Here is a 25,245-nt window from a genome sequence, read left to right on the forward strand (position 1 = left end):
TCTGATCTCAGTGTCTCGCATGGCCGGTGGTCCGGCGGAAGGGGATGGTCTCGCGTGGCCGGCACAAGGAGCAAAGCGATCGCCGCAGTTGTGGCGGCGATCGCGCTGGCCGTGCTCACCACACTCGTGCACGGGTCGTGGAAGGGCGAGCGCTCGGCCGCCCGAGCGGACGAGAAGACCAAGCGGGTCGCGAGCGCGCAGCCGGTGCTCGCGCCGGTCTCCGGGGATCCGGCCGGGACGATCCCGACCGAGGCCGGCATCCGGGCCGCGCTGGATCCGCTGACCAAGGCCACCGCGCTCGGCGCTCCGCCCGCGGTCGCCGTGGTCGACGCGCTGACCGGGAAGGCGCTGTACGGCGCCAACCAGGAGCGGGCGGCCACCCCCGCGTCCACCACGAAGATCACCACGGCGGTGGCCGCGCTCACCTCCCCGGGGCCCAACCACCGGATCGCGACCCGCGTGGTGCCGGGCGCGACGCCGGGCACCATCGTGCTGGTCGGCGGCGGGGACCCGACGCTGACCGCGCTCGACGGCAAGCAGTACGGCAGCGCCTACCGGGCCGCCCGGCTGTCGGACCTGGCCGCGGCCACCGCGACCGCGCTCAAGGCGAGCGGAACCACGCAGGTCAAGCTGCAGTACGACACCACCTTGTACACCGGCCCCGCCCTGCACGCGATCGGCATCAACGAGAACATCGCCCCGGTGGTGTCGCTGATGGTCGACGAGGGCCGGGTGGACCCGACGGTGGTGGGCAAGGAGAGCAACCGGGTGCAGTCCCCGGGCATCGACGCCGCGAGGAAGTTCGCGGCGGCGCTGAAGACTTCGGGCATCACCGTCGACGGCACGCCGGCCCCGGGCACCGCGCCCGCCGGCGGCGCGCCCGAACTCGCCTCGGTCCAGTCGCCGCCGATGTCCGCGATGGTCGAGCAGATGTTGACGGTCAGCGACAACGACCTGGCCGAGGCCCTGTTGCGGCAGGTCGCGATCGCCAACGGACAACCCGCGAGCTTCCAGGGCGGCACCGTCGCGGCGCGCAAGGTCCTGGAGGGCCTGGGCGTGACCTACGGGACGTCCAACCTCAAGGACGGCAGCGGCCTGGACAAGGAGAACCGGCTCACCCCGCAGACGCTCGTGCAAACCCTCGCGGTGGCCGCGTCCGAGCCGCACCCCGAACTGCGCTGGGCCCTCACCGGCCTGCCGATCGCGGGCTTCACCGGCACCCTGACCGACCGGTACGGCCCCAACAGCGGCTCCGCCGACGCGGCCGGCGTGGTCCGGGCCAAGACCGGCTCGTTGACCGGGGTCAGTACGCTGGCCGGCCTGGTCCGCGATCGGGACGGCCGACTGCTCGCGTTCGCGATACTGGCCGACAAGTTCACCGGCGACCCCGACCCGGCCCGCGCGGCGATCGACCGGATGGCCGCCGCGTTGGCCGACTGCGGCTGCACCACCGGCTGACGGGGACGGCCGACCGGGGGCCGGGCGCATCACCTCGACCCCGACATCCGACCGCGCACCGGCCCTCCCGTTCGCCCGCAAAATCCGGTCCCGATGAAGTCGCGGGCCCCGGTTCCTCTTTCGAGGGCGCGCCGAGCACGTACCGTGGCCGTATGACGAGCGGCAACGGTGCGGACATGATCGATTGGGACCTGGCCGTGGCGACGGCGAACCGGCTCGTGCGGCCGGGACCCGACGTCGGACGGGACGAGGCGCGGGCGGTCGTGGCGGAGCTGCGCGCGCACGCCAAGACGTCCGAGGGACACGTCCGGGCGTTCACCGGACTCGATTCGGGCGACAACGACACCCCGGTCCTGGTGGTGGACCGGCCGGGCTGGGCCCGGGCCAACGTGCAGGGTTTCCGGCACGTGCTGCGACCGCTCCTGGACAAGGTCGAACAGCGCCGCGACAGCATGCCGGGCGGCATCGCGCTGGGCACCGTGGGCGGCAAGGTGACCGGCCTGGAACTGGGCACCCTGCTCGCGTTCCTGTCCTCGCGCGTGCTCGGCCAGTACGAGACCTTCGCACCGCAGAGCCCCGGCGCGAGCGGACACGGCCCCGGGCGCCTGCTCCTGGTCGCCCCGAACATCGTCCAGGTCGAGCGCGAGCTCGGCGTGGACCCGCACGACTTCCGGTTGTGGGTGTGCCTGCACGAGGAGACCCACCGGACCCAGTTCACCGCCGTGCCGTGGTTGCGCGACCACCTGGAGCAGGAGATCCACGGCTTCCTCGGGCAGACCGAGGTCGACCCCTCCGCGGTGCTCGGCCGGCTGCGCGAGGCGGTCTCCACGTTCGCGGGCGCACGCCGCGGCGGCACCGACGGGGACGGCGAGGGCAGCTCGCTGGTCGAACTCGTCCAGACACCCGAGCAGCGCGAGATCCTGGGCCGGATCACCGCGGTGATGTCGCTCCTGGAGGGACACGCCGACTTCGTGATGGACGGGGTCGGACCGCAGGTCATCCCGACCGTGACGGAGATCCGGGAGAAGTTCGCCGAGCGGCGCGCCCAGGGCAGCGGGCGGTTCGACCAGGCGCTGCGCAAGTTGCTCGGCATGGACGCGAAGCTGCGCCAGTACCGCGACGGCGAGCGGTTCGTGCGCGAGGTGGTCGCCCGGGTCGGCATGGACGGTTTCAACCGGGTGTGGACCTCGCCGAACACGTTGCCCACCAAGGCCGAGGTGGCCGAGCCGGGCATGTGGGTGGATCGGGTGCACGGCAGGACCGGCGCCGCGCCGGGCGAGGGCCCCACCGACCCCGCCTGAGTCGACGCACGACACCCGACGCGGCGCCTCCGCGCGCCGCGGCGGGCCGGCGTCGGCGCGCCCGCCCCCTCATCCGGGCGACATCCGGTGGTGTCTGCGGCCCGGGGCGCTTCGGGTGACGTAGCGTGGGCGAACCAATTCTCTTCGGCATTTCTCGCGAGGCCGCGACCTCCGCGAACCGGCCGAACCGGACGTGCAAGGAGGTGTCGTCGAGCCATGGGACCCCATCCCGCCGTGGCCGCCACCAGGCTGGCCGTCCGCAAAACCCTGCGCGAGCTGCAACCGGGTGTCCTCGTCCTGGTGGCCTGCAGTGGTGGCGCGGACTCGTTGGCGCTCGCAGCGGCCACCGCGTTCGAGGCCCCCCGCGCGGGTCTGCGCGCCGGAGCCATCACCGTCGACCACGGCCTCCAGGCGGGTTCCACCCGCCGCGCCGTGGACCTGGTCGCCCGGCTGCGCGAGCTGGGCCTGGGCCCGGTCGAGGCGCTCGGCGTCACCGTCGGCACCCGGGGCGGCCCCGAGGCCGCCGCGCGGCTGGCCCGATACAACGCCCTGGACACCGCCGCCAAGACGCACGGCGCCGCGCTCGTGCTGCTCGGGCACACCCTGGAGGACCAGGCCGAGACCGTGCTGCTCGGGCTCGCCCGCGGCTCCGGCGCCCGCTCGCTCGCCGGCATGCCGCCGCTGACCGGCCACTACCAGCGCCCGTTCCTGGAGCTGGGTCGAGACATCACCCGGCAGGCGTGCGTCGCCCAGGACCTGCTGCCCTGGGAGGACCCGCACAACGCCGACCCCGCCTACACCCGGGCGCGGGTGCGCCACGAGGTGCTCCCGGTGCTGGAGAAGGCGCTCGGCCCCGGGGTGTCCGAGGCGCTGGCCCGCACCGCGCGCCTGTTCCGCGACGATGCCGAGGCGCTCGACCAGTGGGCCGACCGCGCCCAGGCGGACGTCACGCACGACGACGGCGAGCTCGAGGTCGCCGGGCTGGCCGAGTTGCCCGCCGCGGTCCGCCGCCGGGTGTTGCGCCGGACGGCGGTCGGCGCGGGCAGCCCCTCCGGTGCCCTGTTCGCCCGGCACGTGGAGGCGGTGGAGAAGCTGGTCATCTCCTGGCACGGCCAGGGGCCCATCCACCTGCCCGGGGGCGTCGAGATACGCAGGCGGTGTGGCAGGCTTCTCTTTCACCGGCCGGCTCAATCCTGACCGGTGACCGCGGGGCTCAGTCGAAAACTTCGTAGTAAGGCATGTGGTGGACGAGAAGGACATGGGCGCCGACCTCGCAAGGGTCCTCGTCACGCAGGAGGAGATCGAGGCGAAGCTCGTCGAGCTCGCCGAACGGATCGACGAGGACTACCGAGGCCAGGACCTGCTGCTCGTCGGCGTACTCAAGGGCGCCGTCATGGTCATGGCCGACCTCGCCCGAGCCGTGCACTCGCCGGTCAAGATGGACTGGATGGCGGTGTCCTCCTACGGCTCCGGCACCAAGTCCTCGGGCGTCGTGCGCATCCTCAAGGACCTCGACGCGGACATCGCCGGTCGGCACGTCCTGGTCGTCGAGGACATCATCGACTCGGGTCTGACCCTGTCGTGGATGCTCGCCAACCTCACCTCGCGAGGTCCCGCCTCGCTCGAGGTGTGCGCGTTCTTCCGCAAGCCGGAGGCCGCCAAGGTCGACATCCCGGTCAAGTACGTGGGCTTCGACATCCCGAACGAGTTCGTGGTGGGCTACGGCCTCGACTACGCCGAGCGCTACCGCAACCTGCCGTTCGTGGGCACTTTGGCCGAGCATGTATACGGTGGTTCGAAGCCGACCTGACCCGCTCGGGCGCATGGATCAGGGCTTCGGGTTTGCGCGATCGACAACCTGTAACAGCATCCGGGAACAAGGGGAACGTTTCCCCTCGTTGGAGGGTGCGTCGGGGGTCGATTCACGAAGGCGCGCAATGTGAGTGAACGCGCGGCGCGTTGACGTGCGGACGCCCGGTGTACCGTCTAACGCAGTGACATCCGATCAGCACGGGCGACCGTGCCGGGCGATACCGGACAGGCAACGTACCCGGGGGCCATAAGGCGCCCGGGTCAAAAGTCGGCAGGAGGGACGGGGCGTCTGCTGCCCCGCATCGATGGACGTCAAGCGCTATTTCCGCGGGCCGGTCATGTGGATCGCGCTGGCCGTCATTGCTGTGATCCTCCTGATGCAGCTCGTCTCCTCTTCGAGCGGCTTCAAGGGTGTCGACACCGGCAAGGCGATCCAGGCGATCCAAAACGACCAGGTCAAGTCAGCCAAGCTCATCGGCGGTAACGACCAGTCACTCGAGCTCACCCTGATCGACGGGGTGAAGATCGACAAGCACAACAAGATCAAGACCTCGTACATCGACGAGCAGGGCGTGGAGATCCAGCGCCTGCTCCAGTCCAAGTACGAGCAGGGCAAGATCCAGGACTCCTACACGGTCAAGCTCAGCAAGCAGAGCACGATCGTCAGCATCCTGTTCTCCCTGCTGCCGTTCGTGCTCATCGTCGTGGTCTTCCTGTTCCTGATGAATCAGATGCAGGGCGGCGGCTCCCGGGTCATGAACTTCGGGAAGTCCAAGGCCAAGCTGATCTCCAAGGACACGCCGAAGACGACCTTCTCCGACGTGGCCGGCGCGGACGAGGCGGTCGAGGAACTCCACGAGATCAAGGAGTTCCTCCAGGAGCCCGCCAAGTTCCAGGCGGTCGGCGCGAAGATCCCCAAGGGTGTGCTGCTGTACGGCCCGCCCGGAACCGGCAAGACGCTGCTCGCCCGCGCGGTCGCGGGTGAGGCCGGCGTGCCGTTCTACTCGATCTCCGGTTCCGACTTCGTCGAGATGTTCGTCGGTGTCGGTGCCTCCCGAGTGCGCGACCTGTTCGAGCAGGCCAAGGCCAACGCGCCGGCGATCGTCTTCGTCGACGAGATCGACGCGGTCGGCCGACACCGCGGCGCGGGCATGGGCGGCGGCCACGACGAGCGCGAGCAGACGCTCAACCAGCTCCTGGTCGAGATGGACGGCTTCGACGTCAAGGGCGGCGTGATCCTGATCGCCGCGACCAACCGGCCGGACATCCTGGACCCGGCGCTGCTGCGCCCGGGCCGCTTCGACCGGCAGATCGCGGTCGACCGTCCCGACATGCAGGGCCGCTGGGACATCCTCAAGGTGCACGCCAAGGGCAAGCCGGTCACCGACGACATCGACCTCAAGGCGGTCGCCCGGCGTACCCCCGGGTTCACCGGTGCCGACCTCGCGAACGTGCTCAACGAGGCCGCGCTGCTGACCGCCCGCTCGGACGCCAAGCTGATCGACGCCAAGTCGATGGACGAGGCGATCGACCGGGTCGTGGCCGGGCCGCAGAAGCGCACCCGGATCATGAGCGACAAGGAAAAGAAGATCACCGCGTACCACGAGGGCGGCCACGCCCTGGTGGCGCACGCGTTGCCGAACACCGACCCGGTGCACAAGATCACGATCCTGTCCCGCGGTCGCGCGCTCGGCTACACGATGGTCCTGCCCGAAGAGGACAAGTACTCCACCACGCGCAACGAGATGCTCGACCAGCTCGCCTACATGATGGGCGGGCGCGCGGCGGAGGAACTGGTCTTCCACGACCCGACCACGGGCGCCTCGAACGACATCGAGAAGGCCACCGGTCTGGCCCGCTCGATGGTCACGCAGTACGGCATGACCGAGCGCCTGGGTGCGATCAAGTTCGGCAACGACGGTGCCGAGCCGTTCCTGGGTCGTGAAATGGGTCACCAGCGCGACTACTCCGAAGAGGTCGCGGCTATCGTCGACGAAGAGGTCAAGAGGTTCATCGAGACCGCCCACAACGAAGCGTGGGAGATTCTCGTCGAGAACCGTGACGTGCTGGACAACCTGGTGCTGGAGCTGTTGGAGAAGGAGACCCTGGACAAGGCCCAGGTCGCCGAGATCTTCGCTCCGGTCACCAAGCGCCCGGCCCGTCCCGCGTGGACGGGCTCCAGTCGGCGTCAGCCGTCCAGCCGTCCCCCCGTGATGACGCCGCGCGAGCTCACGCTCTCCGGTGGCGGCAGCGACAATGGGATTCTCAATGGTGGCCCGACCTCTACGACGGGCACCACGACGGGGTCCGGTGGGGCGGTAGCGCACCCCGAGCCGCCGTCCGATTCTCCGGAGAACTGAACGTGACGATCGACCCGGTCACCTTCGACGGTCGTGCCGTGGGTGAGTTCGACCAGGACCGCGCCGAGCGCGCGGTTCGGGAGCTGTTGCTCGCGGTCGGGGAGAACCCCGACCGCGAGGGTCTCAAGGACACACCGGCGCGAGTGGCCAGGTCGTATCAGGAGATCTTCGCCGGGCTGCGGCAGGATCCCGAGGACGTGCTCACCACGACCTTCGACCTCGGCCACGACGAGATGGTCCTGGTCAAGGACATCGAGGTCTACAGCACGTGCGAGCACCACCTCGTGACCTTCCACGGGGTGGCGCACGTGGGGTACATCCCGTCGGAGGACGGTCAGATCACCGGCCTGTCCAAGCTCGCCCGCCTGGTGGACGTGTACGCCAAGCGTCCGCAGGTGCAGGAGCGGCTGACCACCCAGATCGCCGACGCGCTGGTGAACATCCTGCGCCCGCGCGGGGTGATCGTGGTGGTCGAGTGCGAGCACCTGTGCATGACCATGCGCGGTATACGGAAGCCGGGGGCACGCACCCTCACCTCCGCCGTGCGCGGCCAGCTGCTCAACGCGGCCACGCGGGCCGAGGCGATGAGCCTGATCCTGAGCCGGTAGCGGCCCCACAGCGCACGGTCGCGGGTCGGGCGAAGCGCCGATAACAAGTCACGACGCAGTACTTGGGGGTTGACCGGGCAGCGCCCGGTCAACCCCTACTCTGTTCCCCATGACAGCGACGACCGGCCCGCGACATCGGGCTCCCGACCGCCCACCAGGGGTGCGCGGCCTGCCCGAGTTCGGCCGGTGCGCGGTCATGGGTGTGGTCAATGTAACCCCCGATTCGTTCTCCGACGGCGGCCTGTGGTTCGACTCGAGGGCCGCGATCACGCGCGGGCTCGCGCTGCTCGACCAGGGGGCCGACCTGATCGACGTGGGCGGCGAGTCGACCCGGCCGGGGGCCGGTCGGGTGGATGTGGACGAGGAATTGCGCCGGGTCGTCCCGGTCGTGCGCGAACTGGCCTCGGCCGGTGCGGTGGTCAGCGTGGACACCACCCGGGTCGAGGTCGCGAGCGCCGCGGTCGAGGCCGGCGCCCGCCTGGTCAACGACGTCAGCGGCGGACTCGCGGACCCGGCGATGGCCGCGTACGTGGCCGACAGCGGGGTGCCCGTGGTGGTCATGCACTGGCGCGGGCACTCGCGGGGGATGCAGGAGCGCGCGGTCTACGCCGACGTGGTCGCCGAGGTGCGCACCGAGTTGGCCGAGCGGATGGAGAAGGTGATCGCGGCCGGCGTCCATCCCGACGCGATCGTGCTCGATCCGGGCCTGGGCTTCGCCAAGACGGCCGCGCACAACTGGCCGCTGCTCGCCCACCTGGACGCGCTGCACGAGCTCGGTCGTCCGCTGCTCGTGGCCGCGTCCCGCAAGACCTTCCTGGGGCGGCTGCTCGCCGCCGAGGACGGCACACTGCGTCCGCCTCGCGGACGCGACGACGCGACGGCCGCGCTCTCCGCGCTGGCCGCCGCCGCGGGCGCGTGGGCCGTCCGTGTGCACGAGGTGCCCGCTTCGCTCGACGCGGTCAAGGTGGCGGCTGCCTGGCAGGAGGCCCGATGAACCCGATTGACGACCAGACGTCGCCCGAGGCGGACGCGGTACGCGAGGTCAACCTCGCGCTGTGGACGGCCGTCGAGGAGGGCGACATCGACGCCTTGGGCGCGATCTGGGCCGACGGCGCCGACGCGCCCAGCGTGACGTGCGTGCATCCGGGTTGGCCCGCGCTGCACGGACGCGCGGAGATTCTGCGCTCGTACGCGCTGATCATGGCCAACACCGCGTATGTGCAGTTCTTCCTGACCGACGTCGAGGTCAAGCTGGCCGGCGAGGTCGCGGTGTTGTCCTGCACGGCCAACATGCTGACCGGGATGGCCGAGGAGGACGGCGGCGACGAGGCCGGCTTCGCGGGGGGCCGAGCGGTGGTCACCAACGTCTTCCGGCGCACCCCGACGGGCTGGCGGTTGTGGCTGCACCACGCGTCTCCGGTGATGGCGGAGGTCGACGCCGAAGAGGAGATCTGACCGATCCCGACCGCTTCGATGCGGCGTTCGGGTGCCTTCGAGGCACCCGGCCGAGCGAACCTGTCGGGATCGCTGGGTACATTCGTACCGCACAGAGGTGGTCCGGCCGTCGGCGCGACCGCCCCTCGACGGGTCGACAACCGACCGGTCGGGGTGCGCAGTGATGGGATAGCGCCGAGGAGGCGACTGATGCTGGACCGCGTCTCGCTGCGGGGACTGAAGGCCCGCGGCAACCATGGAGTGTTCGCGAAGGAACGCGAAGAGGGCCAGACCTTCGTCGTGGACGTCGTGCTCGGGGTGGACACCCGTCCGGCCGCGCGGTCCGACGACCTCACCCTCACGGTGCACTACGGCGAGGTCGCCGAGGACGTGGTCGGCGTCGTCCAGGGCGACCCGGTCGATCTGATCGAGACGCTCGCGCAGCGCATCGCCGACGTGTGCCTGGCCCGCCCGCTCGTGCAGGAGGTGGAAGTGATCGTGCACAAGCCGGACGCCCCGATCACCGTCCCGTTCGACGACGTGACGGTAACCATCGTGCGGGGGCGGGACCGATGACCGACACCGCCCGCGAACCCACCCGCGAACCGGTCCCGGAGCAGCCCGCCGAGAGCACCGCCCAGCGTGCGCTGTTGACCTGGAGCCGGGTCGTGCTCGCGCTGGGCAGCAACCTGGGCAACCGCCTGGAGACCCTCCAGGGCGCCATCGACGAGATCGCCGACACCCCGGGCGTGAGCCTGCTGCGGGTGTCCCCGGTCTACGAGACCGATCCGGTGGGCGGCCCCGAGCAGGGCAGCTACTTCAACGCCGTGGTCGAGGTGCGCACGCTGCTCACCCCGGATCTGGTCCTGGAGCGCGGCAACTCGATCGAGGAGGCGTTCCAGCGGGTCCGGGTCGAGCGCTGGGGACCGCGCACGCTGGACGTGGACGTGATCTGGTTCGAGCACGTGGTGCAGGACGACCCGCACCTGACTCTGCCGCATCCGCGTGCGCACGAGCGTTCCTTCGTGCTCGCGCCGTGGCACGACATCGACCCCGAGGCGGAGGTACCGGGCCACGGCCGGGTCGCCGACCTGCTCGCGCAGGTGGGCCTCGACGGGGTGCATCGCCGTGACGACCTGGAGCTGACCGCAGACCGATGAAGCCCACGCGCCCGCTCGTCCTGCTCGCCCTCGCGCTGGGGGCGGGTGGCATCGCGTATGCCGGTATCGATCTGTGGGATTCGCGCGGCACGCCGCCCGTGGTCCCGATCCTGGCTCCGATCGTGCTGCTGTGCCTGGCCGCGATCGCGCTGGCCACCGCGCTGTCGCTGCGTTCGCGGCTCAAGGCACAGCGCGAGCGGCGGCCGAACGCGCGCCCGGTGGATCCGCTGGTCGCCGCGCGGGCGGTGGTCTTCGCCAAGGCCGGTTCGCTGGTCGGCGCGCTCGTGGTGGGCCTGTACGGCGGCTACGCGCTCTACCTGACCGGTTTCCTGGAGGTCACCGAGCGCTCGGCCCAGGCCCAGCGCTGTGCCTTCGCCGTGGGCGCGGGCCTGCTGCTGATCGGCGGATGCCTGTTCCTGGAACGGATACTGCGCGTCCCCGAGGACCCCGAGGACAAGTGAAGCCGGCCCGTCCGGCGTCTGTGGACACCTCGGCCGAAGGCCGGGTCGTCACCCTTCGATGGTGTCCAGCACGACCTCGGCCAACGGGATGTCCCGCTCCTCTGCGCCGATGGACCGCCGCAGGGCCTCGTGCAGCCGCGCCGGCGTCAGCACGCCCACGAACCGGTCCCCGTCCACCACGGCGATCCACCCGGCGTCGTGCTGAAGCATCTCGCCGAACGCCTGCTTGAGCGAAGCGCGCACCGGCACCCATGCCTCCATCCGCCGGGCCCGGTCGCGCACCGTGCCGCCGGCCGGGCGGTCGTCCACCCACCCGTGCAGGTTTCCCTCGTCGTCGAGCACCACGGCCCAGCGCGAATCGGCCGCGCGCAGCTTCGCGAGCGCCTCGGTCATCGGGTCGTCCAGATGTACGACCGGTGGCAGTTCGAGGTCCTCCGGGGTGATCTCGGTCACCGACAGACGCTTGAGGCCGCGGTCCGCACCGACGAAGTCGGCGACGTAGTCGGTGGCGGGTGCGCCGAGCACACTGGAGGGCGTGTCGAACTGCTCGACGCGGCCGCCCATCGAGAAGACCGCCATCCGGTCGCCGAGCCGGACGGCTTCCTCGATGTCGTGCGTGACGAACAGGATCGTCTTCTTCAACTCGTCCTGGAGCCGCAGGAATTCGCTCTGCAGGCGCTCGCGCACCACCGGGTCCACCGCGCCGAACGGCTCGTCCATCAGCAACACCGGCGGGTCCGCGGCGAGTGCCCGGGCCACACCGACCCGCTGGCGCTGTCCGCCGGAGAGCTGGTGCGGGTAGCGGTCGCCGAGCTTGGCCGGATCCAGGCCGACCAGTTCCAGCAGTTCGACGCCGCGCGACCGGGCCTTCCGGCGGTCCCAGCCCAGCAGGCTCGGCACGGTGACGGTGTTCTCCAGCACGGTGCGGTGCGGGAACAGGCCGCCGGACTGGATCACGTAGCCCATCCGCCGGCGCAGCTTGACCGGGTCGGCCCGGGTGATGTCCTCGTCGTCCAGGAAGATCTGTCCGGACGTGGGCTCGATCAGCCGATTCACCATCTTCATCGTGGTGGTCTTGCCGCAGCCGGACGGGCCGACCAGGGTGACCAACTCGCCGGTGGCGACCTCCAGCGACAGTTCGGCGACCGCCTCGGTGCCGTCGGGGTACCGCTTGGTGACGCGGTCGAGCCGGATCATGGGGACCCTCCGGGGGCATGGCAGGCAGTCGTGACAGGTGTCCGGAGACCCGGACGATTCCCGGCCCCCCAAGGGAGGCAACGTACCCGGGCGGTCCCGATCACACACCGGGTGTGTCCGCCGTCACGGGAATGCTCGTTCGACCGCTGGGGTAGGGTCCGCCCGTGATTGTGGCCTCCGGTGACTGCCTGAAGCGCAACTCGTGGGTGTGCGGGAAGTACTTCGACGAGTACTCCGGGGAGATCACCACCGCGTTGCGCGAACACATCTACCTGACCGTCGTCTCGGTGGCGATCGGTCTTCTCGTCGCGTTCCCGATGGCCCTCGCGGCCCGGCGTTGGCGCCTGACCGGGAGCGTGCTGCTCGGCTCGACGACGATCCTCTACACGATTCCCTCGCTGGCGATGTTCGCGATCCTGCAGCCGTTCACGGGCCTGACCGAGACGACGGTCATCATCGGCCTGGTGCTGTACTCGCTGACCATCCTGGTGCGGAACATGCTGGCCGGTCTGCGATCGGTGCCACCGGACGTGGTGGAGGCGGCGAAGGGGATGGGCTACGGGCCCGGACGGTTGTTGTTCCAGGTCGAACTCCCGCTCGCGCTGCCCGCCATCATGGCCGGCGTCCGGATCGCCACGGTGTCCACCGTCGCGCTCACCACGGTCGGCGCGATCGTCGGCTCCGGCGGGTTGGGGAACCTGATCTACTCGGGTATCGACACGCTCTTCAAGGCGCAGGTGCTGACCGCGTCGGTGTTGTGCGTCGCGCTGGCGATCGTGGCGGACCTGCTGTTGCTCGGCGTACAGCGGCTGTTGACTCCATGGGAGCGGGCCGGCGGACGCAAGCGGCGGTTGCCGCTGGTGTCCGCGCCCACCGCCGAGGTCGACGTGCGAGCGGGGGCGGCGGCGTGAACGTACTCGGCGATGCCTGGGACTGGTTGGCCGACGGCGCGAACTGGAGCGGCGAGAGCGGGGTGTGGAATCGGCTCACCGAGCACATCGTGCTGACCGCGGTGTGCGTGCTGATCGCGGTCGTGATCGCGCTGCCGATCGCCCTGTGGCTCGGCCACCTGGGCAAGGGCGGTGCGCTGGCGATCAACGTCTCCAACATCGGGCGCGCGATCCCGACGTTCGCGGTCCTGGTGCTGCTCGGGCTGAGTCCGATCGGCATGGGCGACACCGCGACGATCATCGCGCTCGTACTGTTCGCCATCCCGCCGGTCCTCACCAACGCGTACGTCGGTATGCGCGGTGTGGACCGGGACGTGGTCGAGGCGTCGCGTGGAATGGGCATGACGGGCGGTCAGATGTTGCTCCGGGTCGAGCTGCCGCTGGCCCTTCCGTTGATCATGACGGGAATTCGAACGTGTGCCGTTCAGGTTGTTGCCACGGCAACACTCGCGGCACTGGTCGCGGGGGGCGGTCTCGGGCGCATCGTCACGGCCGGTTTCGACCTGCAGGACAACGGTCAAGTGGTCGCGGGGGCAATCCTCGTGGCCGCGTTGGCTCTGGTGGTGGAGGGCCTGTTCGCGCTCGTGCAGCGATTCACGGCCCGGACGCCGCGTGGCGGTGTGACCTCGTGAGAACGGAAAGGGCGGTGCATCGCATGCTTATGCGGCGCGGCAGGACGGGCATGACGGTCGGTGCGGCGGCGGGGTTGTCCCTGGTGTTCTTGCTGGGTGCGACGGGGTGTTCGTCCTCGGACGACGACAAGACGGTGGTCGGCTCGGCCGGTTTCACCGAATCGGAGATCCTGGCGCAGATGTACAAACAGTTGCTCGACAAGGGCGGGGTGAAGGCGAGCATCAAGACGGTCAAGAACCGTGAGCTCTACGAACCCGAGCTGGAGAAGGGCAAGATCGCGGTCGTGCCGGAGTACGCGGCGACGATGGCGGAATTCCTGAACCGAAAGAAGAACGGCCCGGATGCCGCACCGGTCGCCTCATCGGATGTGACGGCCACGGTCGCCGCGCTGAACACGCTCGCCGGCCCGGCCGGGCTCAAATCCGGCACGGCGTCGCAGGCGGTGGACCAGAACGCGTTCGCGGTGACCAAGGACTTCGCCGCGAAGAACAACCTGAAGACGCTTTCCGATCTGGGCAAGGCCGGTATCGAGGTGAAGATCGCGGCGGGCGAGGAGTGCAAGACCCGCCCGTTCTGCGCCCCGGGTCTGGAGAAGACGTACGGCATCAAGGTGAGCGGCGTGGACCCGCTCGGCGTCGGGACCACCGCCGCCAAGCAGGCGGTCAAGGATGGCAAGGACCAACTGGTCCTGACCACGTCCACGGATGCCACGCTCGACCGGTTCGGCCTGGTCGTCCTCACGGACGACAAGAAGCTGCAGAACGCCGACAACGTGATTCCCGTGGTCAATTCGGGCAAGGCCGACAAGATCCTGCCGCTGGTCGACAAGCTCGCCCGGATCCTCACCACCGAGGATCTGACCGCGCTCAACAAGCAGGTCGACGAGGACCGCAAGAAGCCGGCCGACGTGGCGAAGACCTACTTGAAGTCCAAGAACCTGATCTGATCCCCGAATCGCCGACCTGGGACGAATCCTCCGGTAGGCGGATTCTTCGAGGTCGGCGCGCCATTTCGGATCGGCCGGGCGGTTCAATTCTTCGCCGCCCGGAGCAACGCTCAACGCCGGTCGGGCAGTTCAATAGCCCGGCCGGCGCTCGGGGCCAAATCGGCCCGGCTGGCGTTTGCGGCCGGCTCGGCCAAGTCCTGACCACGGAAAGCAAAAAGCCCGCGCCCACGGCAACCCCCGCACCAAAGCGAACGCCGTATCGCGCTAACGTCTGGTGCATGCCACGTGGACGCCATCGCTCGGTCTCGACCGCCACACGCATATCCCTGCTTGCCGCCATATGCGCGCCGGCGCTCGTCGCCGTCGTCCTGGCGGTCGTCGCGGGAGGTGCGACCACCCTTCGACTCGCCGTGCTGCTCGGTGTGTTCTCCGCCGGCGGCGCGATCGTGTGGGTGGTGCGCGGAAGCACCGCACACCACCGGCGGCTGGCCGAGGAGAGCATCGCCCGGCGCCGGGAGCGGGAGCGCATGGCCGAAGAGCTGCGCGCCGCGATCAAACGGGCCGACGAGCACGAACTCGCCGCGCTGCGGGCCGGCGAACTGACCGCGGCACACCTGGTGTCGCGTCCGCAGCGGCTGACCCCGGACTTGTTCGCGCGCGGCGCGGCGGTGTTGGACCTGCTGGACCGGCGGGCCGGCGTGGCGCGTCCCACGGCTCCGTCCATCGTTCCGGCCGTACGCCGGCCGCCCGTGTCCGCGCCGGACCTGGTCCCGGCCTACGCGGCCTCGGTGTTCGGTCCGACGGCACGTTCCGCGGGGCGGGGCGGAGCGGGGGTCGCCACCGGGACCCGGTCGGCCGAGCCGGCTCCGGACGCCGGCCGCTCCGCTGTGCGAGCCGGGACCGGGACGACCGCCGTGGCATCGGGCGCCCCGACGTCCGTTGCCGGCGGCTCTGTCGCGCGGTCCGAGAGCGCGTCGACCGCCGTGGCTCCGAACATCGCGGGTCCCGCCGAGGGGCGTGCGACCACGTCGAGCGGGACGGCACCGACCGACGCTTCGGCGCCTGCGGCCGTGCGCTCCGCCGCGCGGGGCGAATCCGAGGATGCCGGCGAGGTCGGGTCGAGTACCGGAGCGCGCCCCGGAGCGCCGATCGCACCGCCCGCCGAGCTGAGCCGGAGCGTCGCCCGTCCGGCTGCCGGAGCGACCGCCGAGGGTGCCCCCGAGGCGACCCCCGCGGAGGTCGGCCGGGCCGAGTCCACCACCGGGTCCGCGCTCGCGGAATCGCCCCCGTCCACAATCGCCGCGCCCGACGACTCGGCTTCCGCACCGGCGGAGGCCCCCGCCGACGCGCCCGACGCGCCCGCGAAATCCTCCGCTGCGCCGGCGCCCACCACTTCCATTGCGCCCGAGCCCACCGCCTCGGCCCCTGCCGAGGCGAGCGCGCCCGCGCCGGCCGGCGCGCCCACCCCCACCCCCGCCCACGCCGGTGCGGCCACGTCCGCGTCCGAGACCGCCGAAGTGACCCGGATGGTGCGGGACAAGGTGCTGGAGGTGACCCGCCGGGTGGCCGGCTCCGGGGCCTCCGGGCGGTTCGACTTCTTCGCGCCGCGCGCCGTCCTGGCCGAGCCCGAGGCGACCGGCTTCCTGACCGACGAGCTGTTCGGTCCGGACGCGTACTACGACGCGCTCGTCGCGGGGCGCCCGCACGGGGACGAGATCGCGCCCGCCGAGGCGACGTCCGCCCCGGAGGCGGCGGTCGACGACATCGAGGCCGATGGGCTCGCCGATCCGGTGCGTGCCGAGGAGGCGCCGGCCGGCCGGCCCGCGCCGGTGCACCGCGGGCACGGCGTACGGTTCGCGCCCAGCGAGTCAGACCGGGCCCGTCCGGGTGTGCCGCGGCCCAAGCCGCTGCCGGTGGACCTCACCGCGCACGACGACACCGAGGAGATCCCCCGGATCGACATCCGCAAGCACGCCTGACCCGGCCGGCGCCCCGCCCGATCGCCGGCCGGAGTCCGGGGTGTCACTTGTCGATGTCGCCCACCACGAAGAAGAGGGACCCCAGGATCGCCACCATGTCCGCGATCAGGCAGCCCGGCAGCAACTCGGTCAGCACCTGCACGTTGTTGTAGGACGCCGAGCGCAGCTTGAGTCGCCACGGGGTCTTCTCGCCCCGGGAGACCAGGTAGTAGCCGTTCAGGCCGAGCGGGTTCTCGGTCCACGCGTAGGTGTGCCCCTCGGGCGCCTTGAGCACCTTCGGCAGCCGCAGGTTCACCGGACCCTGCGGGAGCTCGTCGAGCCGGTCGCAGCACGCGTCGGCGAGGTCCAGGCTCACGTGTACCTGCTCCAGCAGGCACTCGAACCGGGCCAGGCAGTCGCCCTCCTCGCGGGTGACCACACGCAGCACGTCGGCGAGCTCGCCGTAGGCCAGATACGGCTCGTCCCGGCGCAGGTCGAAATCGACGCCCGAGGCCCGCGCGATGGGCCCGCTGACCCCGTACGCGGCCACCAGGGCCGGCGTCAGCACCCCCACGCCCCGGGTGCGGGCGCGGAAGATCTCGTTGCCCGAGACCAGGTCGTCCAGGCCCGACAACCGCGTGCGCACGGTCGCGACGGCGTGCCGAACCCGCCCGATCCAGCCCGCCGGCAGATCCTCCTTGAGCCCGCCGACCCGGTTGAACATGAAGTGCATTCGGCCGCCGGAGATCTCCTCCATCACCGCCTGGATCTCCTCGCGCTCGCGGAACGCGTGGAAGATCGGGGTGATCGCACCCAGCTCCAACGGATACGAGCCCAGGAACATCAGATGGTTGAGCACCCGATTCAGCTCGGCGAGCAGCGTCCGCGCCCATACCGCGCGCTGCGGCACCTCCATGCCCAGCATGCGCTCCACCGCGAGCACCACGCCCAGTTCGTTGGCGAACGCGCTCAACCAGTCGTGCCGGTTCGCGAGCATCACGATCTGTCGGTAGTCGCGCACCTCGAAGAGCTTCTCCGCGCCGCGGTGCATGTAGCCGACGATCGGCTCGGCGGAGACGATCCGCTCGCCGTCGAGCACGAGTCGCAGCCTCAGCACGCCGTGCGTGGAGGGGTGCTGGGGCCCGATGTTGAGCACCATGTCGGTCGTGTCGAGCTGGTCGGCGCCGATACCCACGCCCACGGTCCTGGCGGTCATGGACCCTGAGTCTGCCAGTAGTCGTGTGCTCCTTCGCACCCTTGTATGCCCACCTGGGAAGGTTGCCCGTATGAAACCGGCCGATGACGCCCTGACTCCGCCCGATCTCGACTGGCGGGCCGTCTCGGAACAGCTGTACCGGATGCGCCGTGCCCTGCTGCTCGCCGGCTGCGTGCTGCTCGCCGTGGTCGTCGGCGGTCTGCTCGGCCGGTTCGTGGCCTGGTGGGCGGGCGCGGTGGTGGTGCTCGCCTGTGCCGGGGCGGGCGCCTGGGGTCTGCCGGCGATCCGGCGCAACCAGCGTTCGTGGCGCTATGCCGAGCGGGCCGACGACCTGCTGATCGCGCACGGCGTGCTGTTTCGCCGGCTGGTGGTGGTGCCGTACGGGCGGATGCAGTTCGTGGACGTCGAGGCGGGCCCGCTGGAGCGCCGATTCGGCATCGCCACGGTGACCCTGCACACCGCCTCGGCCTCCTCGGACGCGGTCGTGCGTGGCCTGCCGCCGGCCGAGGCCGCACGGCTGCGCGACCGGCTCGCGGCGCTGGGCGAGGCCCGATCGGCGGGGCTGTGAGCACCGGGGACGAGCGGCCGGTCGAGGGTGCCGGGGAGCCGCGCCGACTGCACCCGCTGACCCCGCCCGCCCGCGGCTGGGTGGTGATCGCCGCGTGCCTGGGCGTGGTCGTGCACAACGTCAACTCCGGGTGGGCGACTCCGAGTCGGCTGGTGATCGGGCTCGGCGTGGTGGTGCCGCTCGCGTTCGGCTACGGATACGTCTCGTGGTGGTTCACCACGTTCCGGATCGAGGGCGACGACCTGCGGCTGGACTCGGGGGTGCTGTTCCGGCGGACCCGGCACGTGCGGCTGTCCCGGCTCCAGGCGGTCGACATCGTCCGCCCGCTGGCCGCCCGGTTGTTCGGGCTCGCCGAGTTGCAGCTCCAGGTCGCCGGCGGGGATAAGGCCGAGGCGAGCCTGTCGTATCTGGGCGAGGCGGACGCGCAGAAGCTGCGCGCCGAGCTGCTCGCGCGCGCCGCGGGGGTGCGCCCGGACGCGGGGGAGGCGCCCGAGCAGACGCTCGTGTCGGTGCCGCTGTCGGCGGTGGTCGGCTCGGTGCTGCTCTCGGTCGGCACCTGGGCCGCGCTCGCGCCCAGCGTGGCGGTGGTGATCCTGGCCTTTGCCCTGCACGAACTCGCCTTCGTGTTCGGGTCGGTGCCGCTGTTCCTGGCTGCCTGGCAGTTCACCGCCGGGCGGGTGATCCGCAATTTCGACTTCACCGTGGCCCGCTCGCCGGACGGCCTGCGGTTGCGGCACGGACTGCTCGAACAGCGGCATCAGACGGTGCCGCCCGGCCGGGTCCAGGCGGTGCGGATCGTGCAGCCGTGGTTGTGGCGGCTGCGCGGTTGGGTCCGGGTCGAGATCAATGTGGCCGGCTACGGCGGCAAGGACGCCGACAACAAGGAGACGATCCTGCTGCCGGTCGCGCCGCGGGCGGTTGCCCATGGGCTGCTCGGGCAGGTCCTGCCGGGCATCGACGTCGACGCGGTCGAGCTGATCCCGGCGCCGCGTCGGGCCCGTTGGCACGACCCCGTCGGCTGGTCGGCATACGCCTACGGTGCGGACGCCGAGGTGTTCGTGGCCCGCAGCGGCCGGTTCCACCGGGTCCTGGACGTGATCCCGCACGCGAAGGTGCAGAGCGTGCGGCGGACCCAGGGGCCGTGGGAGCGCCGGCTCGGCCTGGCCACCGTGCACCTGGATTCCACCCCGGGTCCGGTGCACGTCAAGGCGGCCCGACGGGATGCGGCCGAGGCCCACACGATGGTGGCCGAACAGGCCGAACGCTCGCGTACCGGACGTCGCGAGGCGGGTGCGGAGCGCTGGATCGCACCCGCATCTGACAGTTCGTCAGGTTCCGCCTCTTCCCTCGACGAGGGCGCCGGTTAATATCTGACGCATCGTCATATTCGCAGGGAGGCAGCGATGAGTCAGGTCGAGTCGAAGGGTGGAGCCCCGCTCGCAGGGGTTCGCATCATCGAGTGTTCGATGCTGGGACCGGCCGCGATCACCTCGTCGTTGGTGGACCTGGGCGCCGAGGTGATCAAGATCGAGCCGCCGCAGGGCGACTACATCCGGGACATGACGTGGCCCATCGTGGAGGGCTCGTCACTGATGCACCTGCACGTCAACCGGGGCAAGAAGTCGCTGGTCCTGGACCTGCGCAAGCCGGAGGCGATCGAGACCTTCAAGGCACTGGTCAAGGACGCCGACGCGGTGATCGAGGCGATGCGGCCGGGCGGTCTGGCCCGACGCGGGATCGGCTACGAGGACCTGAGGAAGATCAACCCCCGGATCGTGTTCTGCACGATCTCCGGCTACGGCGCCACCGGCCCCTACCGGGACATGCCCAGCCACGGTGTCGCCTACGACACCTGGGCCGGCGTGGTGAAGCCGGCGATCAACGAGGACGGCTTCCCGTACCTGCCCGAGCACGCCTCGATCGGCATCCACGCCGGCCCGATGTTCGGCGCGCTCGGTGTGCTCGCGGGCATCATCCGCGCCCGGGCCACCGGCGAGGGCAGCGTGATCGACATCGCCCAGTCGGACGCGGCCGCGTCGATGGACTGGCTGCGCAGCGAGACCTGGAAGGCGTACGAGCGCCCGGAGTCGGAGGTGACCGGCAACAAGTCGGACAACTACGAGCGGCGTGCGCCCGGTACCGGCGGCATGGAGCAGGGAGTCCGCTACCAGATCTACGCGACCAAGGACGACCGGTACGTGCTGTTCATGGCGTCCGAGCAGTCGTTGTGGAAGAACTTCTGCGAGGCGGTGGACCGCGCCGACCTGTTCGAGCGCTGGCCCGGCTCCAAGTACGCGGACCACGCGGTCGGCAACGTCGAATTGCGCGGCATTCTGCGGGACATCTTCGCGACCCGGACCGCGCGCGAGTGGATCGAGTTCGGCAACGAGGCGAACACGCCGATCGCGCCGGTGAACACGCCGCAGACGATCGCCGAGGACCCGCAGTTCAAGCACCGATTCCCGTGGATCGGTCAGGACCGGCTCGGTGCGGAGCAGTTGCCGTCGCCGATCAAGTTCGTCGGCGAGTCGCTTCCCGTGCCGGAGCGGGCGCCCACGGTCGGGCAGCACAGTGCGGCTGTCCTGGCGGACTTGTTGGGGTACGACGAGGCCGGGATCGCCGAGCTTCGGGCGGCCGGCGTCCTTGGTGAGAGCTGACGCCGGCCTGAAAGTGCGCCCGGCCGGGCCGGCTGGGGTGGCCTCGAACGCCGGCCCGGCCGGATCGGCTCGGGTGGAGAGGTGGCCTCGAACGCCGGTCGGGCCGGGGTGGCTCGGGTTGTGGGGTGGTCTCGCCGCCGGCTGGGCCGGGTGGCTTCGTGTGTCGGTCGGTTCGGGCGCCGGCCCGACCGGGTGCGGGCGGGTCGGTCGACGGTCGTCCGTTTCAGGGGCGGAGTTGTTCGGGGACCGGCATTCGGACCCCCTGGGCCAACCAGTGGAAGTCGCCCAGGCCGCCGCGGGCGGTGAGTTCGCCGGCCTCGCCCGCGTCGCGCAGGCCCGCGAGGTAGCCGGCCGGGTCGATCCGGGCCAGCTCGTAGGGCGGCCGGTGGCCGACCAGGCCCAGCGCGCGCAACGCGTGTCGCTGGGTGGTGAGGACCGTGTCCCGCGCTCCCGCCGCCTCGCCCGCCGCCGCCACCGCGTCCATCGCGACATGGCAGGTCACATCGCAGGTGCCGTCCGGAACCGGCGGCACCTGCCGACCCTGCCGATACCCGGTCAGCGAGCCGTACGGCGGACGCCCGTCGGCCAGGTGCCCGTAGTCGATCGCCACCGCGACCCCCCGCTCCAGCCGCTCGATCGCGCGCGCCCACGCGGCGTCCCTGGGCTCGCCGATCTCGGCCCGCGTGCCCGGCTCCGCGCCGACCAGCGGCCACCAGCGGTCCAGCCAGCGCGCGTCCCCGTCGCGGACGGCCGCGCCCAACCGCTCCTCTCCGGTGCGCACGTCCACCTCGACCACGCGCGGCACACCGAGTTCGTCCACCTCCGCGACGTCGGCGGGGACGTTGTCCAGCCATTCGTTGGCGATCAGCAGCGCGGCCCGGCCCGGCGCGATCTCCGGCTCCCAGGCGATCGACGGCGGCAGTGCCTCCGGCCGGTCGGCGACATCCACGCCGATCAGCTCCAGGTGCGGCGCGATCCGACACAGCGCGATCAGCAACTCGCCCCGCCCGGCACCCACGTCCACGACGGTGCCCAGGCCCGCGGCGCGCGCGAGGTCGGCCAGCGCGCGGGCGAACAGCGGGGAGGCGTGCACCGAGGTGCGGAAATGGCCGGCGGGGCCCTCGGCCCGGCGGTAGAAGCCCTCGGCTCCGTACAACGCCCGACGGGTGGCTTCCTTCCAGGTCAGCCGTCGTTCCATCGCACCCGACGGTACCGGCCCCCGACCGCCGCCGTGCGACCGAGGTCGGTCCGTGCCGGTCCGCCGGGAGTGTGGGCGAATGGTGCCCGTCTACCCTGCCTGTGTGCATCACCTGTACGCCTGGCTCCGTGGACGGCCCCTGCTCGTGGACGGAGCGTGGGCGCTGCTGCTGCTCATGTTCGGCCTGTTCGAGGTGATCATCGACCAGCCCGGGCCGCCCGACATCCCACATCTGATCGCGCTCGGCACGATGTCGATCGTGCTGTTGATCCGCCGGCGCAATCCCACCCTCGCGCTGGTGGTCACCCTCGCGATCGGCGCCTTCCAGCTCTTCGACGACATACCGCCCGGCCTGGAGGCGCTCGCGATGCCCGCGATCGCCTACAGCGCCGCCGCGTACAGCCCGCGCTGGGCCTCGCGCACCGCGCTCGTCGGCGGCGTACTCGCGCCGATCGCGGCGATGCTGCGCTGGTGGGACAACCCGGATGTGCCGACCACCGGCATCGTCTTCTTCACGCTGTTGCTGATGGGCCCCTTCGTGATCGCGTGGGTGCTGGGCGACTCGATGCGTACCCGGCGGGCCTACTACGTCGAGTTGGAGGACCGCGCCGACCGGCTGGAGCGTGAGCGGGACCAGCAGGCGCAGATCGCCGCGGCGAGCGAGCGGGCCCGGATCGCGCGCGAGCTGCACGACGTGGTCGCGCACAACGTGTCGGTGATGGTGGTGCAGGCCGACGGCGCGGCGTACGCGCTGGACGGTGCCCCCGAGCTGACCCGCGAGGCGCTCGGCACGATCTCCGCCACCGGCCGCGAGGCGCTCGCCGAGATGCGCCGACTGCTGGGCGTGCTGCGCTCGCAGAACGAGGGCGACGCCTTCGTCCCGCAACCGGGTGTCGAACAGTTGGAAGACCTCCTGGAGCGGGTGCGCAGCGCGGGCCTGCCGGTCGACCTGACCGTCGAGGGGGTGCCGGTCGAGTTGCCCCAGGGCGTCGCGTTGACTGTGTACCGGATCGTCCAGGAGGCACTGACCAACACTCGCAAGCACGGTGGGCCCGACGTCAAGGCGCTGGTGCGACTGCGCTATCTCGGCGAGGACGTCGAACTGGACGTGGGCGACGACGGTCGGGGCGCGGCCGCTCCCGGTGACGGGATGGGCCACGGCCTGGTCGGCATGGGCGAGCGGGTCGCGCTGTTCGGCGGCCGGCTGGATACCGGGCCCCGCTCCGGCGGCGGCTGGCAGGTCCGGGCCCGACTGCCGGTACGCCCGGGGGAGGGCCTCTGAGCCGTCCCCGCGGCACCAGGGGTGTGCGCGCGGCGTCGTCGAATGCGACTTGTGGCGGAGTGATGATTCGGTACGTCGGTTGACGCGCGAACGGCCCCGCGCCACGTAGCGTCGAAGTGTGCAACGAATCTATGCGTGGCTGCGAGCACACCCCCTGTGGGTCGACTCCGTGTGCACGATTCCGGTCCTCGGCCTCGCACTGCTCCAGGTCGTGGAGGACCCCGCCGCACCCGTGCCGCGCTGGTGGTGGCTCGTGATCGTGGTGCTGCTCAGCCTGGGCATGGTGCTGCACCGGGTGCGCCCGATGACCGCGACCGCCCTGGTCGTGGTCGGCGGGTTGATGCAGCTGGTCTGGGACGGCACGCTCACCTCGGCCAACTACGCGATGCTCGTCGCTTTGTACACGGCCGCCAAGTCCGGCCCCCGATGGCTCTCGCGCATCGGGCTCGCGATGGTCCTGCTCGGGCCGGCGATCCTGCTCGCGCGCTTCCCGGAATCGAGTGATTCCTCGTTCCGCGACAACGTCATCGGTTTCGGCTTCCTCGTGGTGTTGCTGGCGATCGCGTGGGTGTTGGGCGATTCGATGCGTACCCGGCGGGCGTTCTACGCCGAGTTGGAGGAGCGGGCCACCCGGCTGGAGTTCGAGCGGGACCAGCAGGCGCAGATCGCCGCGGCGGCCGAGCGGGCCCGGATCGCGCGCGAGCTGCACGACGTGGTCGCGCACAACGTGTCGGTGATGGTGGTGCAGGCCGACGGCGCCGCGTACGCGATCGAGTCGTCGCCGGACCAGGCCCGCGAGGCGCTGGGCACGATCGCGGCGACCGGACGTGAGGCGCTCGCCGAGATGCGCCGACTGCTCGGGGTGCTGCGCTCGCAGACCGAGACCGGGGCGTACGTGCCGCAGCCGGGTGTCGAGCAACTCGGCGAATTGGTCGAGCAGGTGCGCACCACCGGCCTCAACGTCGAACTCCGGGTCGAGGGGGTGCCGGTCGAACTGCCGCAGAGCGTCGCGCTGACCGCGTACCGCATCGTGCAGGAGGCGCTGACCAACACGCGCAAACACGCCGGCCCCGATGCCACCGCAACCGTCGGCGTCGGCTACGGGGAAGATGGGCTCGAAATGGAGATCAGCGACGACGGCCGAGGCGCCGCGGCCCCCGGTGACGGGATGGGCCACGGTCTGGTCGGCATGCGCGAGCGGGTCGCGATGCTGGGTGGTCGGTTGCGCACCGGACCGAGCATCGAAGGCGGGTGGTCGGTCAGCGCGATGCTGCCCTACGCCGCCCGCCCCGAATCCTCCTCCATCTCCTCCGGTACGCCCACCAGGACGACTCTTCAAGGAGCTCAGTGAGCATCAAGGTGATGCTGGTCGACGACCAGGAATTGCTGCGGACCGGCTTCACCATGGTGTTGCAGGCCCAGCCGGACATGAGCGTGGTCGCCGAGGCCGGCGACGGGGTCGAGGCACTGGACAAGCTTCGGCACGTGGACGTGGACGTGGTCCTGATGGACGTGCGGATGCCGCGGATGGACGGCGTCGAGGCGTGTCGGCGGATCTGTGCCGAGGGCGGTGAGAACTCGCTCGTGCTGCCCGAGGGCCGGCTGCGGCCCAAGGTGCTCATGCTGACCACCTTCGACCTGGACGAGTACGCGTTCGCCGCGCTCAAGGCCGGGGCCAGCGGCTTCCTGCTCAAGGACGTCCCGCCGCCGGAGCTGCTGTCCGGGATCCGGGCGGTGGCCTCCGGCGACGCGGTGGTCGCGCCGAGCACGACCAAGCGCCTGCTCGACCGGTTCGCGCCGATCCTGCCCAGCGACCACGAGCCGCGGCCGGACGTGGTGGACGCGCTCACCGAGCGCGAGTTGGAGGTGATGATGCTGGTCGCCCAGGGCCTGTCCAACGCGGAGATCGCCCAGCGGCTGTTCCTGTCCGAGGCCACCATCAAGACCCACGTCGGCCGGATCCTGATGAAGCTCGGGCTGCGCGACCGGGTCCAGGTCGTGGTGCTCGCGTACGAGACCGGACTGGTCAAGGCCCGGGGGCGGTAG

At 71.1% G+C, this 25,245-nt stretch carries 24 protein-coding genes; 21 read left to right on the forward strand and 3 right to left on the reverse strand.

Going from position 1 to position 25,245, the window contains the following annotated elements:
• The first annotated feature begins 54 nt into the window (after positions 1-54).
• The 11 genes from dacB to A3IC_RS0108190 all read left to right on the forward strand — a co-directional run bounded on the left by dacB (position 55) and on the right by A3IC_RS0108190 (position 10,594).
• The gene (gene dacB / locus A3IC_RS53155) at positions 55-1,458 is read left to right on the forward strand and encodes a D-alanyl-D-alanine carboxypeptidase/D-alanyl-D-alanine endopeptidase (protein WP_040876310.1); all 1,404 of its coding nucleotides are present in this window, start codon (positions 55-57) and stop codon (positions 1,456-1,458) included.
• A gap of 152 nt (positions 1,459-1,610) precedes the next feature.
• The gene (locus A3IC_RS0108145) at positions 1,611-2,759 is read left to right on the forward strand and encodes a zinc-dependent metalloprotease (protein ID WP_020549568.1); all 1,149 of its coding nucleotides are present in this window, start codon (positions 1,611-1,613) and stop codon (positions 2,757-2,759) included.
• Positions 2,760-2,975: 216 nt separating this feature from the next.
• On the forward strand, positions 2,976-3,956 hold the full coding sequence (gene tilS / locus A3IC_RS0108150) for a tRNA lysidine(34) synthetase TilS (protein ID WP_020549569.1): 981 nt from the start codon (positions 2,976-2,978) through the stop codon (positions 3,954-3,956).
• A 46-nt stretch (positions 3,957-4,002) separates the two neighbouring features.
• Positions 4,003-4,569, forward strand: a complete 567-nt coding sequence (gene hpt, locus A3IC_RS0108155; RefSeq protein ID WP_026218005.1) for a hypoxanthine phosphoribosyltransferase — start codon at positions 4,003-4,005, stop codon at positions 4,567-4,569.
• Positions 4,570-4,876: 307 nt separating this feature from the next.
• Complete coding sequence (ftsH, locus tag A3IC_RS0108160) at positions 4,877-6,931, forward strand: ATP-dependent zinc metalloprotease FtsH (protein ID WP_026218006.1); 2,055 nt, start codon at positions 4,877-4,879, stop codon at positions 6,929-6,931.
• A 2-nt stretch (positions 6,932-6,933) separates the two neighbouring features.
• Positions 6,934-7,539, forward strand: a complete 606-nt coding sequence (folE, locus tag A3IC_RS0108165) for a GTP cyclohydrolase I FolE (protein WP_020549572.1) — start codon at positions 6,934-6,936, stop codon at positions 7,537-7,539.
• 109 nt (positions 7,540-7,648) lie between these two features.
• On the forward strand, positions 7,649-8,533 hold the full coding sequence (gene folP / locus A3IC_RS0108170; RefSeq protein ID WP_052173268.1) for a dihydropteroate synthase: 885 nt from the start codon (positions 7,649-7,651) through the stop codon (positions 8,531-8,533).
• Positions 8,530-8,994: a nuclear transport factor 2 family protein gene (locus A3IC_RS0108175; RefSeq protein WP_020549574.1), complete on the forward strand. Its 465-nt coding sequence runs from the start codon at positions 8,530-8,532 to the stop codon at positions 8,992-8,994. Before folP ends, A3IC_RS0108175 begins: the two co-directional genes overlap by 4 nt.
• A gap of 192 nt (positions 8,995-9,186) precedes the next feature.
• A complete protein-coding gene (gene folB / locus A3IC_RS0108180; RefSeq protein ID WP_026218007.1) occupies positions 9,187-9,549 on the forward strand; it encodes a dihydroneopterin aldolase in 363 nt (120 codons plus the stop codon).
• Positions 9,546-10,133 carry a 2-amino-4-hydroxy-6-hydroxymethyldihydropteridine diphosphokinase gene (gene folK / locus A3IC_RS0108185; protein WP_020549576.1) on the forward strand — a complete coding sequence of 196 codons (588 nt, stop codon included), beginning with the start codon at positions 9,546-9,548 and terminating at the stop codon, positions 10,131-10,133. The genes folB and folK overlap by 4 nt, the downstream gene beginning before the upstream one ends.
• On the forward strand, positions 10,130-10,594 hold the full coding sequence (locus A3IC_RS0108190) for a DUF3180 domain-containing protein (RefSeq protein WP_020549577.1): 465 nt from the start codon (positions 10,130-10,132) through the stop codon (positions 10,592-10,594). The genes folK and A3IC_RS0108190 overlap by 4 nt, the downstream gene beginning before the upstream one ends.
• 48 nt (positions 10,595-10,642) lie before the next feature.
• On the opposite strand, the gene A3IC_RS0108195 is transcribed toward A3IC_RS0108190, so the two are convergent.
• The gene (locus tag A3IC_RS0108195) at positions 10,643-11,791 is read right to left on the reverse strand and encodes an ABC transporter ATP-binding protein (RefSeq protein WP_020549578.1); all 1,149 of its coding nucleotides are present in this window, start codon (positions 11,789-11,791) and stop codon (positions 10,643-10,645) included.
• 170 nt (positions 11,792-11,961) lie between these two features.
• Between A3IC_RS0108195 and A3IC_RS0108200 the strand changes: the two genes are divergently transcribed.
• From A3IC_RS0108200 to A3IC_RS0108215, 4 genes are all read left to right on the forward strand, one after another.
• Complete coding sequence (locus A3IC_RS0108200; RefSeq protein WP_052173270.1) at positions 11,962-12,702, forward strand: ABC transporter permease; 741 nt, start codon at positions 11,962-11,964, stop codon at positions 12,700-12,702.
• Complete coding sequence (locus A3IC_RS53160; RefSeq protein ID WP_020549580.1) at positions 12,699-13,373, forward strand: ABC transporter permease; 675 nt, start codon at positions 12,699-12,701, stop codon at positions 13,371-13,373. Before A3IC_RS0108200 ends, A3IC_RS53160 begins: the two co-directional genes overlap by 4 nt.
• A 23-nt stretch (positions 13,374-13,396) precedes the next feature.
• On the forward strand, positions 13,397-14,320 hold the full coding sequence (locus tag A3IC_RS0108210) for an ABC transporter substrate-binding protein (protein WP_026218008.1): 924 nt from the start codon (positions 13,397-13,399) through the stop codon (positions 14,318-14,320).
• Positions 14,321-14,598: 278 nt separating this feature from the next.
• A complete protein-coding gene (locus A3IC_RS0108215) occupies positions 14,599-16,299 on the forward strand; it encodes a hypothetical protein (RefSeq protein WP_040876311.1) in 1,701 nt (566 codons plus the stop codon).
• 43 nt (positions 16,300-16,342) lie between these two features.
• On the opposite strand, the gene A3IC_RS0108220 is transcribed toward A3IC_RS0108215, so the two are convergent.
• Complete coding sequence (locus tag A3IC_RS0108220; RefSeq protein ID WP_020549582.1) at positions 16,343-17,494, reverse strand: NADH-quinone oxidoreductase subunit D; 1,152 nt, start codon at positions 17,492-17,494, stop codon at positions 16,343-16,345.
• Between the two features lie 70 nt (positions 17,495-17,564).
• On the opposite strand from A3IC_RS0108220, the gene A3IC_RS0108225 reads away from it, so the two are divergent.
• From A3IC_RS0108225 to A3IC_RS0108235, 3 genes are read left to right on the forward strand one after another with little or no spacing between them, the layout of a single operon-like run.
• On the forward strand, positions 17,565-18,062 hold the full coding sequence (locus A3IC_RS0108225; protein WP_020549583.1) for a PH domain-containing protein: 498 nt from the start codon (positions 17,565-17,567) through the stop codon (positions 18,060-18,062).
• Positions 18,059-19,429, forward strand: a complete 1,371-nt coding sequence (locus A3IC_RS0108230; RefSeq protein ID WP_020549584.1) for a PH domain-containing protein — start codon at positions 18,059-18,061, stop codon at positions 19,427-19,429. The genes A3IC_RS0108225 and A3IC_RS0108230 overlap by 4 nt, the downstream gene beginning before the upstream one ends.
• A gap of 36 nt (positions 19,430-19,465) precedes the next feature.
• Positions 19,466-20,719 (forward strand): CaiB/BaiF CoA transferase family protein, encoded by a 1,254-nt coding sequence (locus tag A3IC_RS0108235; protein ID WP_020549585.1) that lies wholly within the window; start codon positions 19,466-19,468, stop codon positions 20,717-20,719.
• Between the two features lie 223 nt (positions 20,720-20,942).
• Here the strand turns inward: A3IC_RS0108235 and A3IC_RS0108240 are convergent, their stop codons facing one another.
• A complete protein-coding gene (locus A3IC_RS0108240) occupies positions 20,943-21,917 on the reverse strand; it encodes an SAM-dependent methyltransferase (protein ID WP_020549586.1) in 975 nt (324 codons plus the stop codon).
• Between the two features lie 103 nt (positions 21,918-22,020).
• Here A3IC_RS0108240 and A3IC_RS0108245 point away from each other — a divergent pair, with 103 nt between their 5' ends.
• The 3 genes from A3IC_RS0108245 to A3IC_RS0108255 all read left to right on the forward strand — a co-directional run bounded on the left by A3IC_RS0108245 (position 22,021) and on the right by A3IC_RS0108255 (position 25,245).
• Positions 22,021-23,199 (forward strand): sensor histidine kinase, encoded by a 1,179-nt coding sequence (locus A3IC_RS0108245; RefSeq protein ID WP_191864107.1) that lies wholly within the window; start codon positions 22,021-22,023, stop codon positions 23,197-23,199.
• Between the two features lie 118 nt (positions 23,200-23,317).
• Entirely contained in the window at positions 23,318-24,550 is a 1,233-nt protein-coding gene (locus tag A3IC_RS0108250) for a sensor histidine kinase (RefSeq protein WP_020549588.1), read from the forward strand.
• Positions 24,547-25,245: a response regulator gene (locus A3IC_RS0108255; RefSeq protein WP_020549589.1), complete on the forward strand. Its 699-nt coding sequence runs from the start codon at positions 24,547-24,549 to the stop codon at positions 25,243-25,245. Before A3IC_RS0108250 ends, A3IC_RS0108255 begins: the two co-directional genes overlap by 4 nt.

It is taken from the genome of Embleya scabrispora DSM 41855 (assembly GCF_000372745.1).
Taxonomy (GTDB): domain Bacteria; phylum Actinomycetota; class Actinomycetes; order Streptomycetales; family Streptomycetaceae; genus Embleya; species Embleya scabrispora.

Bases quoted from the DNA above. Each gene is read 5' to 3' on its own strand.
- folP (WP_052173268.1), top strand. From the start codon at position 7,649: ATGACAGCGACGACCGGCCCGCGACATCGGGCTCCCGACCGCCCACCA.
- A3IC_RS0108235 (WP_020549585.1), top strand. From the start codon at position 19,466: ATGAGTCAGGTCGAGTCGAAGGGTGGAGCCCCGCTCGCAGGGGTTCGC.
- A3IC_RS0108225 (WP_020549583.1), top strand. From the start codon at position 17,565: ATGAAACCGGCCGATGACGCCCTGACTCCGCCCGATCTCGACTGGCGG.
- A3IC_RS0108210 (WP_026218008.1), top strand. From the start codon at position 13,397: ATGCTTATGCGGCGCGGCAGGACGGGCATGACGGTCGGTGCGGCGGCG.
- tilS (WP_020549569.1), top strand. From the start codon at position 2,976: ATGGGACCCCATCCCGCCGTGGCCGCCACCAGGCTGGCCGTCCGCAAA.
- ftsH (WP_026218006.1), top strand. From the start codon at position 4,877: ATGGACGTCAAGCGCTATTTCCGCGGGCCGGTCATGTGGATCGCGCTG.
- A3IC_RS0108220 (WP_020549582.1), bottom strand. From the start codon at position 17,494: ATGACCGCCAGGACCGTGGGCGTGGGTATCGGCGCCGACCAGCTCGAC.
- folK (WP_020549576.1), top strand. From the start codon at position 9,546: ATGACCGACACCGCCCGCGAACCCACCCGCGAACCGGTCCCGGAGCAG.
- A3IC_RS0108175 (WP_020549574.1), top strand. From the start codon at position 8,530: ATGAACCCGATTGACGACCAGACGTCGCCCGAGGCGGACGCGGTACGC.
- A3IC_RS0108240 (WP_020549586.1), bottom strand. From the start codon at position 21,917: ATGGAACGACGGCTGACCTGGAAGGAAGCCACCCGTCGGGCGTTGTAC.
- A3IC_RS0108215 (WP_040876311.1), top strand. From the start codon at position 14,599: ATGCCACGTGGACGCCATCGCTCGGTCTCGACCGCCACACGCATATCC.
- A3IC_RS0108195 (WP_020549578.1), bottom strand. From the start codon at position 11,791: ATGATCCGGCTCGACCGCGTCACCAAGCGGTACCCCGACGGCACCGAG.
- A3IC_RS0108145 (WP_020549568.1), top strand. From the start codon at position 1,611: ATGACGAGCGGCAACGGTGCGGACATGATCGATTGGGACCTGGCCGTG.
- A3IC_RS0108190 (WP_020549577.1), top strand. From the start codon at position 10,130: ATGAAGCCCACGCGCCCGCTCGTCCTGCTCGCCCTCGCGCTGGGGGCG.